This window comes from Bacillus cereus group sp. RP29 (assembly GCF_040459765.1).
Classification (GTDB): Bacteria; Bacillota; Bacilli; order Bacillales; family Bacillaceae_G; genus Bacillus_A; species Bacillus_A paranthracis.
This window is the reverse complement of record NZ_JARVHN010000002.1, coordinates 58,910-73,906: the sequence shown is the minus strand read 5'-3', so window position 1 is coordinate 73,906 and position 14,997 is coordinate 58,910. Positions and strand designations below refer to the sequence as shown.

Sequence of the window (14,997 nt, the reverse complement as noted above, 5' to 3'; positions counted from 1 at the left end):
GATATCTCCATTTCTTTAGTTACTGCAGTAGTGATTCAACTTACTAATTATATTCTGTAGATCATCTTGACAATTTTTAAATTTATTTATTTTGTTTATTCTTAATTTCGCTCTGTTAGCAAATTTAACATCTTTTGTGCAAATAAATTTTTCATAAACCGATACAGCTTGACACATATATAAATAATTTAACTTATACATCATAAGCAAATCATATTTTGATAAAGAACATACATTCATATAGTTTTCCAAGAACCAACTTAAATCATTAACACAAATCCTGCCGTCATTACGTTCTTTTATAGAATTTAAGTAAAATCGCATTAATTCCCATATTGCGGGTATTTTAGAAACTTCCGTCATATCAATGATTCCGGTTATATTATTATTAGAAGTTATAATTTGTGTTACCGAATAATCTGAATGCCCATTAACGAATGTAAGTTTTGACATATCAATAATCTCACTGTTACTTATGACATCACGTCTGTTTTCCAAATCTTCTATAAAGAGCTTAGTATCCTCCGATACTTGCATTTTTTTTATTTGATTTATTATTCCCTCAATACGTTTAATATGATAGTTTTTATCATTTAATAGTTTTATAGATGGACGAAGATTTAAATCAAACTGTTTTAATTCATTATGAATTCTCCCAATATAATTACATCCTTGTTCTAACAACCAATTGGGAGCAGTGTTTTTTTTCCAAATATCACCTTCAATAAATTCTTGAACATGAAATGATTTTTTAAAATCTAATTTACTTATATATTCACCCTTTCTATTTTTAATAAATTTTGAAACTGGATATCCCTTTTCCCTTAAGTAATTACAAATTAATATTTCATGTAAGCTATTATTATTCGATTTGTTTAATTCAAAAATTTTTACAAAAAACTTACCTAATTTTGTCTTAAATATATAGTTAGTACCCCAACCTACTTTATTAATTTCCGTCTCAATAATATCTCCCAAATCATAGTTACTAATAAATTTTCTCTCTATATTTTTCAGTATATTCACCTCCAACAATCTTTTCCTATATATTAATTTGATGCAACCATGTAGCTTTCTGATTTAATACTATTATAGTTTGAGAATTGAGATGTTAAATAATTCATAATATATATTGAAGCAGTAAATTCAGATGTTCTATCAAGAGCAAGTGTTAAATTCGAAGCACTGTCCTCCCAAAAACCGAATTCTTTCTGTGTTTGAGCTAAGTATTCGTTTACTCGTTTATAATAATCTCCATATAACTCATCTTTTGTATTGATATACAATAAGACACTAGCAATACCAAATTTCCCTATATAATTATTGAATATTGCCTCTTTGCCGCTTTTAATTAAAATATCATAATATTCCTTTGCACATTCTATGTATATTTCATCTCCTGACGCCATGTAAGCCAAACACAAATTCACAATTGCTAAAGACACTGAATAGTATAAAGGTTTACTATTCTTTACATAATAATTATAAAATCGTTGATTCTCTTCTGAGTAATTAGTAATTAATTCATTATTTTCATCTTGAATTAAATAAAAATGATCTCCTATAAACTCATTCTTTTTAAATAAGTTTACTATAAAATCTGCTGTGCTCTTTCCTACCTGATAATCTTTCATTAAGAAAGCACATATTCCTCCAAAGGCTGTAGCTCTTAACTCGTAAACTTCTGCATTTTTTATCGATGTAAAGCCGCCAGTTTTTTCTGAATAACTTTCCTTAATTATTTCATATATCTCCTTTTTATTAGGGTCTTTCGCAAAATATTGGTATAAAAATAACCAGTAGTTATAATAATTATCACATTTTCTTCCAACAGTATGTTTATCAGAATAATGATAAAGATCCACAGTATTCTTCATTTTTGATAAAATTCTTTGAGCATCTATACTTTCTCCACCCAAGTATAAAGCTATAGGTGCCTTATAATATGCTTCAATCGGTAAATCAATAAACTCCTGATTATTGATATGATTTTTAATCCACTTTAAAGATTTTTCTGTTAATTTCATTATTTTCGCCTACCCATTCCAATTATTTTATATAAACTAATTTAATTACCTGGCATGATTTAATCATTATTTCCGTTTATAATAATAAATAGATTTCTTAGACTTCAAGATCATGCCAAGGTAATTAAATATACTTATTTAGTTAGTTATTTACTTACTTTAATAACATTTGAACTTCTTTAATTTTCTGTAATTTATTTAAATCGTAATTTTTAGGTAACCTACAAATAAAACACATTTTGTTTTTGTACGAAAACGCAGTGATAAAATACCTTTTATGTTTTTTAAACTTTGAAGAAATTATGGTGCGGATATTATCATATTCGCTTTCAGAATACTCTCCCGTATAATTAAAGCCAAAATCCAAACTATCATATACCTTTTTAATATCCCTTCCAAGTTCCTTGTCTTCATATTCACCATACGCAATATTGTCAATAAAGACTTTATCTTCAATGTAGTTTTTCTTGTAACTATTTTCGACTTTGTTATAGCTTGTATTAATATCTTGATCATCTGCATCTACTTTTACTGGGATACTAATATGGAAATCCCCAATTACATCACCGAAATCTTTTCCGCCAATATTTCTAGCATTTCTAGTCATTCTTAAAACAAATTGATTACGGTCAAATATTATTTTGCACATTTGTAATGCAATCCAAAACGATAAACATTCCATTTTTTCTGATACTATAATTCCATAATCATGATTGTCTTGTATACTATATTCAAAGAAATAATCAACCAGGTATTCTGAGTTATCATTTATATCTATTTTTCTCTTCAGGATAAAATCACATATTTCTTTAAATTCCAATCCCTCTTTATATTGAATAATCTTTTCCTTATTTGTATTTTTCATTTGTTCATCTACATATTCTAAATAATCTATCGGTTTCACGTTGGAATTCTTTGTTTTGTTATTGAATAAATATGAATTTAAATGTGAATATATCTGCCGTTTTAAAATAAACATACTTGCACCATCAAAAATCATGTGATTAAACATCATTAATAATTCATATTTTTTTTCACTCACTTTGATTAATATAAAACTATATAAGACCTTATCAATTATATCTGTGCCAAAATTCATACTTTCCATATTTCTTTGTATATATTTTTTTACTAGATTAATTGATGCATCGTCATAACGACTCAAATCCATAACATTTATTTCTAGATCGTGAATTCTATCACTTTCAAAATTATAATATCGCCCCTCAGCATAACCTATCTTGCTACGTAACATAGAATTTTGGTTTATCGTATTTATTAAGGCATATTCTATAGCTGATGAACTTATGATTTTATTAAAAGGGATAGTACATACAATATTTGAAAATCTTTTTTTCATTAAAAATTTATTCTGGGAACTACTACATGGAAACTGATTTATTACCTTATTAAGTGCTATTTTCTTATTAATTTCTCTATACTGTTCTCTTAAAACATCATTAATTTTATCCTCTATCTCACTATTCATAGAAATAGAATCAAATATATCTAAAATTCCTCGTTCATTATAATTTTTAAAATCATTTAATGGTACTATATAATCTGGTATGAGAGCTTCTGAGTAATTGTCTAAAATAATCTTCTTGATCTCATCATGATTACTATTTGTAAATAAAACAATCACACTTCTAAAGTTGTAATCATGTATTCGCAACTTGACATTTATTTTAAGTTTTTCTTGAAGCGATTCTTCAATTTCCTTTAACAAATCTTCTTTATCTTTCTCTGCTGCTATCAAAGTAGCTAAATATGATATGGTTGGATTCCTTAAAAAGTCATCTAAGAATATTTCTTTACCAAATTCTCTATTGAGTAAATGTAGCATGATTACTATTGATAAAGAATCACCCCCCAAATCAAAAAAGTTTTCCGAAACTCCTATTTTCTCAATTTCTAATGCCTTACCCCAAATTTCTGCTATTGTTTTCTCTATTTCATTTCTAGGTGCTTGATAATTAGCATTCAAATTATTTGTGTCAGGTTCTGGAAGTAATCTGTTATTAATTTTTCCGTTCGGAGTTAAAGGCATACTCTTAAGTAACACAAAATGTGCTGGAATCATATACTCTGGTAACTTTTTTTTCAAATATTCTTTAATGTCCAGCTCTTCTACAGTTTTATCACTTACAATATATGCACATAAATACTTTCTTTTATTTTCTTTTACTAAAACCACAGCTTCTTTTATGTTATTGTTTTCTAATAACTTATTTTCTATTTCACCAAGTTCAATGCGGTAACCTCTTATTTTTACTTGATTATCTTTTCTTCCCAAGTACTCAATATTACCATCGGGTAACCATCTTGCTAAGTCACCTGTTTTATACATCTTTGTTCCAGCCTCAAATGGATTGTCAATAAACTTTTGGCATGTCAATTCATTTTTATTAAGATATCCCCTGGCTAAACCATCTCCACTTATACATAATTCACCCGCTATACCAATCGGTAATATATTATTCAACTTATCTAAGATATATATTTTATTATTATCTACCGCTTTTCCTATTGGAACGCTCTTGTTTATGGTTCCTTCATACTTCCACATGGTAGTACAGATGCTATTCTCCGTTGGCCCATATGCATTTACATAATTGAGTTTTTTTCCAACTCTGCTAGCCAAAGATCTATTAGACTCACTACCTCCAGTTATAATTACTTCTAGCTCTGTATCTTCAATTTCTATTTCGTTAGCAACAAATGGCGGTAATAAAGTTATGTTGATTTCGTTTCGTTTTATATAAGTGTTTAGTTTACAAATATCCATTGCAAGATTCTTGGATATGACATGCACTTCAGCCCCAAGTAAAATACCCATGTATATTTCCCAAGCCGATGCATCAAATGCAATGCTAGCAAATTGTAATATTTTTTTATTACTATTTAAATTGAATTTTTTCTTTGATGAATTAATTAAGTTTATAACGCCTTTGTGTTCAACCATAACCCCTTTTGGTTCTCCAGTTGTACCAGATGTATAAATTACATAGGCCAAATTTCTTGAGGTGTGTAATTTATCTAAATCTTCTGTTTCTCGTCCGTATAATTCTTCATCCAATAAGTCAATAATCTTGTATTTAAAATCAATCTTATTATTTAACTTAATGTTTGTTAGTAATACTTCACTTCGACTATCTTTAAGAATATATTCTATTCTATCTTTCGGATAACTAGGGTCTATAGGTAAATATGCACCCCCAGCTTTTAACACGCCTAAGATCCCTACTACCATCTCTATAGACTTCTCTACTAATAAACTAACAATAGACTCAGGTCTAACTCCTTGTTCTCTTAAATTCCTTGCCAAACTGTTAGCCTTCTTATTTAATTCCATATACGTCAAAGTGTTATCCTCAAATACAACTGCTATTTTAGTTGGATTTTTTTTAACCTGTGCTTCAAATAATTCACAAATTGTGTTGATTTTCGGATATGTATAGTCTGTTTTATTAAAATCAAATAATATTTGATTTATTTCTTCTTCTGTCATTACGTTTATATCAGATATATAATTTTTTTTGTTTTTGGTTATACTTTTTAAGATTTGAACCAAGTGACAACTAAAACGTTCAATTGTTTGATGAGTAAATAAGTTTGAATTATAATTAATAACAATGCTTAAACCGTTATTATTGTTACTAACAGCATTAAATATTAAATCACACTTTGGGATGTTATCTTTACAAACAACCTTTTCTAATGCCAAATCATCTACATTGATATTTTCTTCATTAGATCTATCAATACTGTTAAATGCTACATCAAATAACGGATGTCTGCTCATATCTCGTTTCATTTTTAGCTTGTCTATTAACTGCTCAAACTGATAATTCTGGTTCCTATATGCTTTTAATAGGTTAGCTTTTACTGCTTCTAAAAATTCTAAGTATGTTAGACTACCCTCTGGTTGATTTCTTATAGCAAGAATATTTTCACTCAAATCTATCCCTACTTGAATTCCTATAGAAGCTCTATCAAAAATTGGAACACCAATTATAATGTCTTCTTGACCAGTATATTTTGAAAGTAGTATGTAAAACGCCGAAATTAAAAGTGTATCCATTGTAGTTCCGGTATCTATCGCAAGCTTTTTTAAATCTAATACTATATTTTCAGCAATCTTTAAATTCACCAATTTCTCTTCATAACTTTGTATACTTGGCCGTACATAATCTGTAGGCATGTTCAATACTGGAATCTCATCTTTATATACATCTAACCAGTATTGTTCTTCGTTGATTATCTCATTTGACCTGAGGTAATCATCATTCCTGTTCTTATTTTTTTCAAAATCCCTATTATTTTTACAGTAAAATTCCATGTTATTCTCTCCTAACTTCAAACAATAAAACTTTTACATACCCAAAATTTGTTCATAATGGTTACATTTCAAAGAATTTAAGTGTTTATTTAATGACCTTTTCTTCCTCAAAGGATTACTTTCATAAGGAAATCTTTACATAAATATGCCCCTTTCATTTCTCGAGACACAAAGTCATGAAATATTTAACATAATGACATTTTTCATACCCAATCAAAATAACTTGTCTCTAAAATACATATACGCGAGCATATTACGCAAGTCGAATGATATCGATTTCATCATACTTATTATGAGCAACATATCTACACCCTCATATGTTAAGGGATAAAAACCTGTACCCTTCTTTAGTGCGATAAACATCTTTTATATTAAATTACCGCAAAATATGATGTTATCAATTCCAATGTAACCATTATGAACAGTACATCTAAAACCCATTCAATACTATTGGATTAAAACATCAAACTTTTCATATCTTTTTTTACATCATCGCATTTCTAATCATTTAACCTTTAATAAAATAATTGTATTTTTAATTATTCTGATATTTTAGGCCTATTTTTTCTTAAACATTTAACGAATTATATATTTTATGTATTATTTCATAGCTGTCATGATTCATAACATGTTGAGTTTACCTTTTTTCAAGAAACTAAACTTAATATTATTTATTTTCTTAAAAAGCCAACCTATTTCCATACGATAGTACCTATGGAACAAAATGTCAACACTGTATTAGAAAATATACAATTGTACGATAATTTTGTCAAATAAAATTTTTATTCTCAAAAAACATTGCACAATTGTATATTTTTGGTGTAATCTTATTTTTATCTTTAGTCCCTTCAGTGGATTTAGACATGTTATTACTTGTATTTATTCAATAAAGATAGACTCTTTGACTAAAGGGACTAAATAGATAACTTAATTTATATAAAGTTTTGAAATTAAGGAGGTATGATGATGGGTTATATCTAAATAAATTTTTGGAAAATATATATATTAAATCAATCTGTAAATTCATTTAGGGAAATTTCCGGATATATATCTTTATAGATTTACAGAACATTATTTCAAGAACGAACTAGTGTTATTCAAAACAAAGGAGTGAAAACCATGTGTATAATCATTATTAACCGTTTTTCAGAAAATACTATAAATTATGAAGAAGCTTTAAGTGGAATAGATGGAGAATACATCTTAATTACAAGAGAAAAGCACAAAAATGTATTTCGTGAATTATTTCCTAATAGGAAAATAATCAATCATTTTCATGAAGATGATAATATTCGTCTTTATATTCAAGAACTTCACAAGAAAAAACCTGTTACATCAATAGTTGCAACTCACGAGTTTGACTTGGAAGAAGTAGGTAAAATAAGAGATTTATTAAATATCCCTGGTCAGACAGAAGATAGTGCCCAAGGTTTTAGAAATAAAGTCTTAATGAAAAATATGGTAAAAGAAGCCGTAAGAACTCCAAAGTATTTAGAGATTAAAGAACAAATGGATTTAATTTCTTTTAAAGAAATTAATGGATTCCCTTTTATTATTAAGCCGGTAGATGGAGCTGGATCGGCAGGTTTTTCAGTTATTTCGAATGAATCTGAATTCAAGAAAATCCTTGAAGAATATACAGATTTCCCTTATATTGCAGAAGAATTTATTGAGGGAGATATGTACCACGTAGATGGTCTTTATATCAATAATCAATTAATTATATCCCAACCCTCTATCTACATAAATGGTTGTTTAGCATACCGTGAGGAAAAATATTTGGGATCAGTTATGTTATCTGAAACACATCCTTTATTTGAAAGATTAAATAAGAGCGTTCTTAAGGTATTACGTAACTTACCTACTCCAAATCATGTAATACCTTTCCATGCTGAATTTTTCTATACTTCTCAGGATGAAATCGTTTTCTGTGAAATCGCCTCCCGTGTAGGTGGAGGGAAAATAAATAATACTTTTTTGCAGAAGACAGGTGTAAATTTACTTTCGGAATGTGTTCGTGCACAGTGTGATAAAGATTACAATCACAAAAATCTAAAAATTCAAAATGATAGTGAGACATATGGATGGATGCTCATCCCTCCTAAAAAAGGAACATTACTGTCTATCAATACCGACTTCCCTTTTGATTGGATAATACATTGTATAGTTAGAGATGAAAAAATTGGAAAAACATTCTCCGGCGGTGACACAAGCGTTTCAGCAATTATGTCACTTATAATCAAAGGTAAAGACGAGCATCAAGTTCAAGAAAGATTCAATATTATTAACGAATGGCTTGAAAATAATATTATCTGGGATATTAAAACATTAACAATATAAAAGGACAAAAATATATGAATTTATTTAGATTACATCGGAACATACAACTTAGAATATTAATAATTTTTTTTAATAATCTAACATCAAATATGATTTTTCCTTTCATGAGTATATACTTTGCAAAACATATTGGCCTAAAGGCAACTAGCTTAGTTCTCACTGCATCTATTATATTAACATTACTAGGAAATCTGTATGGTGGAGGATATGCTGATAGACATGGTAGGAAATTTATAATGGTATTATCCGAAGGGGTGAAAGTACTAATCTTTTTTGGATTTTTACTTGGGACTTCCCCTTCCTATTATTGGCCGCTTCTAACGGTGTTATGTTTCTTGCTACGAAGCTTTTTTAATGGGTTATACAGTCCTGCTGCTGAAGCTATGTTACTAGATGTTACTACGACTGTAGAACGAAAGTATACGTATAATATAATCTATTGGATAAACAATTTGTCTTTGGCTATTGGTGCTGGAATTGGGACTTATTTTTTTGAAACAAACTTAATTTATTTATTTACAATTCTTGCTGCTGTGAGTTTAATGCTATTTTTAGTTACGTTATTTTGGATAAAAGAAACTTATTTTCCAGATAATTCAGGTTTACCAAATAAAAAAGATAAAGGTTATATTAAAAATTACATTGAGGTCTTTAAAGATCGCATTTTTATTATTTTTGTAGTGTCCAGTATGTTGTTATTCTCTCTTGAAGCTCATCTCACTAGGTACATAGCTATTAAGCTTAAAGATTACGATTTTAAGATTTTTGATATACAACTAACTGGAACTCAACTATATGGAAATTTAGTTTTAGAAAATACTATTTGTGTTGTATTCCTCTCAATTTTATTTTCTAAAAAGATAACTAAAATAAAACGCGAAAGAATCCCATTTGTTTCCGGATTGGTACTTTTTGTAATAGGTTATGGATTGATAGCAACTAATTTAAATCCGTTTATATTAATTATTATGATGTTTGTAGCAACCTTAGGCGAAATTTTATTTGCACCTATTTTTCAAACTTACTTAGGAGATCTAGCTAAAAAACCATTAAGAAGTTCTTACATGGCTATTAATAAATTTGCAAATCGTGGGAGCATTTTAATTTCTACAGGAATTATCTATCTTGTCAGTATTAGCTCAGCATGGGTCTCTTCGTTACTAATTTGGTTGACAGGAATTTTAGGAGCTGTACTATTATGTCTGTTACTTCCACATATTTATGCACGAAAAGAAATAGAATATAGTACCGATAAAGTAGGTTAATAAAATTCATACTGTTGGAGAAAGGTATCAATTAAAGGCTAATAATTGATTGCTCATATTAAAACGAAAGAGATATAATAAGGTTTCTATTCTTTAGTTTACAATACTATAGAATTCCTCATGTATACCTATTTTCTAAACAAAAAGGCAGGGATTTTCCCTGCTTTTTGTTTAGAAACAGTATTTAATATTATTGTTTTCAATTAATGTTAGAATTAACTGAAAATAATCACCCCCTAAAAATTCATATATTCTTCGTATAATTTATTTATATTGAAATCCTTGTTTGTTCAAATTACTTAATATCATTAAAAAACTCCGCTATTACCTAACTAAAAAACATCCTGAAAGCTAAATTTTTTTCTTAATGTTATGCTAATTCATAAGTGTAACGAAAAATTGATGTATTTAATCCCATTTTACCTAATTAAATTCTGTACAGTAAAGTTTGATTGAATTAATACTGGCTAACTTCAATTTCCTATCTATGTTCAAACGATAGAACATAATTGTTTGAAGTTATTGATTTTGTAATCAGAATTATCATTTTTTTCATTTTCATCAGTAAAATAGCAAGCACTTATTCCCGCGTTTTTCGCTGCTAATAGGTCCAAATCCCGATCTCCAATCATTATAGTTTCTGAATGAATCATGTCATATTTGTTAATTAAATAATTAATTGCATCAGGACTTGGTTTTCTCTCAAATCCTTGTTGAGATGTTATAAAATCAGAAAAATATCCATATAAACCATAAATTTCCAATAACTTAATAGAAGATTCTCCTCTATGAGTATACAAATAATTTTTTCTATTAGTTGAATGAATATGCTTGCAAATTTCTACAATTCCTTCAAATGGTTTTGATAGTTCAAGCTCCATTTCTTTTCTTTGCAATTGATATTTTGTTATAAAGTCTTTTTCTATTTGATACTTATTTTCATAGTATTTTAAAGCTGATGACATAGATACCCTCATTTGTTTTACAATTTCACTTAATGGCTCGTCTATTCCTTCTCTCTTCAGCAATTCTTTAAATATTTTTGCCATTACTGGATATGTATCAAAAAGAGTACCATCAAAATCCCAAATTATATGTTTGTACATTTCAAATCCTCCAATTTATTTATTATTAAAATCTTACAAAGATATTGTAACAAAACAAGTAATTTTTATATAGTCGAAAACATATATCTTACGAATATAGGCTGCAACAGCTTAGATATCTTTCCATTAATCGTTGCATGTAACTAATGTAAAGATATTTTTATTTTAAACAAGGCATACATAAAATATTAAGACTCAATACCTTTAGAATAAAATTGTCGCACTCCTAATAAATATTTTTCTCTAACCTTTCTATTCATTATTCTCTATAACACTACCCATAAAACCTCATTACTTTTATATAAGGTGGTTTTGAACTGCGTAAATATAAGGATAATGATTATACCTAAAATTACCAGAATTTTTATTAGAGAAATATAAGAGTTTATGCAAAATTGCATAATTTTTAGCGTTAATATTTATGTATAATAATAAGAAGCTTTCCAACATTTTTCTTTAAATTTAATACTTTAATCTTAACTATCTAATGTACCCAAGTACAATATTTTGAGGAATAAAAAAACCTAAGAAAATCGCCTTTCCTATAAGGGATTCTATTACTACTTCACTCCCATACATTAAAAGGAATTAAAGTTTTTGTGAAGAGGAAATATTAATTTTATTAAGATATCTACTTGTATTTTCCCCTTTAAATCATCATGGAAGCTTAATATCTTATAAATAACTAAGTGCTATTTTAGATGTTATAAATACTAAATTATTTTCCTCTTGGTCTCTTATCATTAACTTTATAAACAAAAAATAACCATATTTAATTATGTATTTTTTATATAATTAAATGTGGTTATTTGTGTTATAAATTCTAATCCGATGTATTTGGGGGAGCACCACATCACCATCAAGCTAAGGGTGCCAAGAGGGTATATGTGAATGTGTTTTTTGAAGTTTCTACGACTACACTAAAGATGTTCATAGCAAATAAACCTATTAAATAGGTGTTTTTAAAAATATTATGCAACTTGGAAACTTTGTGACAACGTACAATCATACACAACGCCTAAGATATCAAAGACTGTTTTCTTTTCGTAACGGTGAGATTTTCGTCCGTTTTTTTCTAACAGGTAAAACAAACGCAATAAAACTTTTAATAATTCATGGATGCCCTTCTGTAGTCCCTCATAAAACAATAGATAATAGTTCTTTGTCATATAGATGGATTTGTATTCACTTAACTCTTTCTTTTTCTTGTCCAAGAGTAGCTGACGCATTTTGAACATCGTCGATGAACATAGTAAAATACTAATGAGTTGCCCATATAAATGGCATTCTAAGCGTTCTTTCTTGATTTCTTTGCACCTGTCAATTTGAAAAAAAGATTTCCATGTTTTGAACAAAATTTCAATTTGCCAGCGTAATGAATACAAGTCATGGATATGTTCCGTTGGAACATTTTCTGTAGAAAGATTCGTAATATACACGTTGATCCCACTCAACCGTTTACTTCGTTCTTTATAGGTAATACCTTTCTTCTTTTCTTTTTTGGCTTGTTCCTTCAACCTTTTCTCTGTTTGGTCTTTTGTTAATCGATGAATAATAACACGAGCTGGTAATTTTTGATACTGTCCAATGTATGCCTCTGAAATCTCCATTGTTTGACCTGGGGACAATTGATTCATGAGTTCTTCCATATCTAACTGAATATAGAGTGACCCTTTCTTCAGGGTCCCATTTCGAAAATATTCTGGATTATCATTCTTACGATAGATTCGAGAATTTAATTTCAAACGTGAGATATAGTAAGCTCCTTTATCGTGGATATTCTGTAAGTCATGTAAGTCAAAATAGCCTAAATCTCTTATATACAAGTCTTTTGGTCGAATGGTTTGTAGGCTTGTTGAACCAAAGATTTTATCATTTTCTCTTCCTTCTCCTACATAAACGTGCAGGAACTTCCCACTCAATAAGTCATACTCTAATTGAATTTTGACTCCTGCCGTATGGCTACTTCCACCCGAACCTTGATAATGTGAAGAAAACTTATCTGGAAGCTGAAATGTTGTAGAATCTAGAATCCGAATGTGCTTAAAGGTCGTGGTGTATTGATGAATTATTTCTTGTGTTGAATGAATTCTTTGAGTTAGAAGGTTAGCTAGAACTTGTTCCAGAAACTGTACTGCGGAAGCATTAAATCGTTGATTAAGCCCTTCAGGGCTGATAAGAACACCTGTAGATACTTCAAGACAGCTACATAATTGTGTGAGTGATGTACTTGCAACCTGTTGGCTAAGCCATACACATAAAGCAACTAATTCCTTTGCTTGATATTTACTCTTTCGATGAACGAATCCTTTTTCTTTAGCTAAGTGTTCTAGAACATGGGGAGACATATGTCGTTGTAATTCTTCAGCAATCGGTTGAAGTTCGTCAAGAATCGAAAGATCCATAAAAAACGCCATCCTGGTCTGACCCCATTTGGTGAGACAAAGAAAAAACACCTAGACAACATGTTTCCTATAAGCTATAGGTGACATGTTAGCTAATTTCCTCTGAATCCGTTCATTATTATAGTAGTGGATGTATTCATCCACAGTTTGTATTATACTAGCATTATTCGATTGTTTTATATTTTGCGCATAGAATCCTTCGGATTTCAAATGAGAATGAAAGGATTCTATGAGGGCATTATCATGGCAGTTTCCTGTACGAGACATGCTTGTGATAATGCCGTTTTCTTTGGCATATGTTTGAAATTGCTTTGATGTATACACTTTTCCTTGATCCGAATGTAAAATCGTATCAATCACATTTTGCTTTCTTAAGGCCTCTTTTAGAGTATCTAATACAAGTGAAACATCCTGTGTCTCACCTATTTTATAACTTACAATTTCATTGTTAAACCCATCTATAATAGATGAAAAATAAAGAGTCTTATTGCCGAACATCAAATACGTGATATCAGTGAACCATTTTTCATTAGGCTTGGTGGCTTTAAACCTCCGTTGTATTCTATTTTTAGCTACTACTGGTTCATGACCAAGCACAAATATCTTTTTCTTTTTTCTAACCCGAGATAATACGTTGTATTTTCTCATGATACGTAATACTTTTTTATGATTCATTACGATGTTAAATTGAGCACGTAGACAAGCTGTAACCCGACGATATCCATACCGATATTTATGATGTTGACATATTTCTATTACGGTTTTTTCTTCATGATTAGTTACTGTTTTCTCCTGCTTTTTCCAACGATAATAAGTAGCACGTGAAATATTAAATATGGAACACAGTTCTGCAATTGTAAAAATTGATTGCCATTCCTTTATCATTTTCATTATTTCTTCTTTTCCTCCCACCTCCTTAAGATTTCTTGGCACTTTTCCAGCAATATAATCTTTGCCTTTAAATAACGTATTTCTAATTCTTTTTGTTCAAGTTCTGTTAACCTTTTTAGGGGTACGGCAACGATTCCTTCTTTTTGGAGCCACTTACAAAACTAAAATAAGAATCTGTACCAAAAAGATTTTTTTGGTACAGATTCTTATGTAGAAATATTAGTTTTTATTATTAATATAAAATGAACATACAAAAATCAATATAAAAGCACCTAAAGACATTTGAGGGATAGTTAAAAATCCCATATATACGGTCTGAATCGATGAGCAATCATTACTTGTAAAACTACAAAAAGTACTTTTTATAGCGAAATACTGTATGATACATTGATACAAAGCAATTATCATACCACAGAACGATAAAACACGAATATAATACTTGATATTATCATCCTTTTTTATCATTGCAATAATAATTAAAAATATTAATGGATACATGAATATTCTTTGATACCAACATAGGTTACAAGGAGTAAAACCCAAAATTTCACTGAAATAAAGACTTCCACAAGTAGCAATAAGAGAAATAAACAAACATAATCTAAGTATTTGAATAACCTC

Annotated in this window: 9 protein-coding genes; 2 read left to right on the top strand and 7 right to left on the bottom strand. The window is 29.0% G+C overall.

Annotated features, from left to right (window positions below):
• Positions 1 to 15 precede the first annotated feature (15 nt).
• From QCI47_RS28530 to QCI47_RS28520, 3 genes are all read right to left on the bottom strand, one after another.
• Positions 16 to 1,026, bottom strand: a complete 1,011-nt coding sequence (locus QCI47_RS28530; protein WP_270394700.1) for a phosphotransferase — start codon at positions 1,024 to 1,026, stop codon at positions 16 to 18.
• 23 nt (positions 1,027 to 1,049) lie between these two features.
• A complete protein-coding gene (locus tag QCI47_RS28525) occupies positions 1,050 to 2,027 on the bottom strand; it encodes a hypothetical protein (RefSeq protein WP_061130482.1) in 978 nt (325 codons plus the stop codon).
• A 154-nt stretch (positions 2,028 to 2,181) separates the two neighbouring features.
• On the bottom strand, positions 2,182 to 6,369 hold the full coding sequence (locus QCI47_RS28520; RefSeq protein ID WP_061130481.1) for a non-ribosomal peptide synthetase: 4,188 nt from the start codon (positions 6,367 to 6,369) through the stop codon (positions 2,182 to 2,184).
• Positions 6,370 to 7,488: 1,119 nt separating this feature from the next.
• On the opposite strand from QCI47_RS28520, the gene QCI47_RS28515 reads away from it, so the two are divergent.
• Positions 7,489 to 8,709, top strand: coding sequence for an ATP-grasp domain-containing protein (locus tag QCI47_RS28515; RefSeq protein WP_061529119.1), 1,221 nt, complete (start codon positions 7,489 to 7,491; stop codon positions 8,707 to 8,709).
• A 14-nt stretch (positions 8,710 to 8,723) separates the two neighbouring features.
• Positions 8,724 to 9,974, top strand: a complete 1,251-nt coding sequence (locus tag QCI47_RS28510) for an MFS transporter (protein WP_061529120.1) — start codon at positions 8,724 to 8,726, stop codon at positions 9,972 to 9,974.
• Positions 9,975 to 10,465: 491 nt separating this feature from the next.
• Here QCI47_RS28510 and QCI47_RS28505 read toward each other — a convergent pair whose 3' ends face one another.
• From QCI47_RS28505 to QCI47_RS28490, 4 genes are all read right to left on the bottom strand, one after another.
• Positions 10,466 to 11,080 carry an HAD-IA family hydrolase gene (locus QCI47_RS28505; RefSeq protein ID WP_000276483.1) on the bottom strand — a complete coding sequence of 205 codons (615 nt, stop codon included), beginning with the start codon at positions 11,078 to 11,080 and terminating at the stop codon, positions 10,466 to 10,468.
• Positions 11,081 to 12,051: 971 nt separating this feature from the next.
• Positions 12,052 to 13,485: an IS4 family transposase gene (locus QCI47_RS28500; protein ID WP_012644836.1), complete on the bottom strand. Its 1,434-nt coding sequence runs from the start codon at positions 13,483 to 13,485 to the stop codon at positions 12,052 to 12,054.
• Between the two features lie 51 nt (positions 13,486 to 13,536).
• Positions 13,537 to 14,397, bottom strand: coding sequence for an IS3 family transposase (locus QCI47_RS28495; RefSeq protein ID WP_353812027.1), 861 nt, complete (start codon positions 14,395 to 14,397; stop codon positions 13,537 to 13,539).
• Between the two features lie 198 nt (positions 14,398 to 14,595).
• Positions 14,596 to 14,970, bottom strand: coding sequence for a disulfide bond formation protein B (locus QCI47_RS28490; RefSeq protein WP_225991074.1), 375 nt, complete (start codon positions 14,968 to 14,970; stop codon positions 14,596 to 14,598).
• Between the last annotated feature and the right edge of the window lie 27 nt (positions 14,971 to 14,997).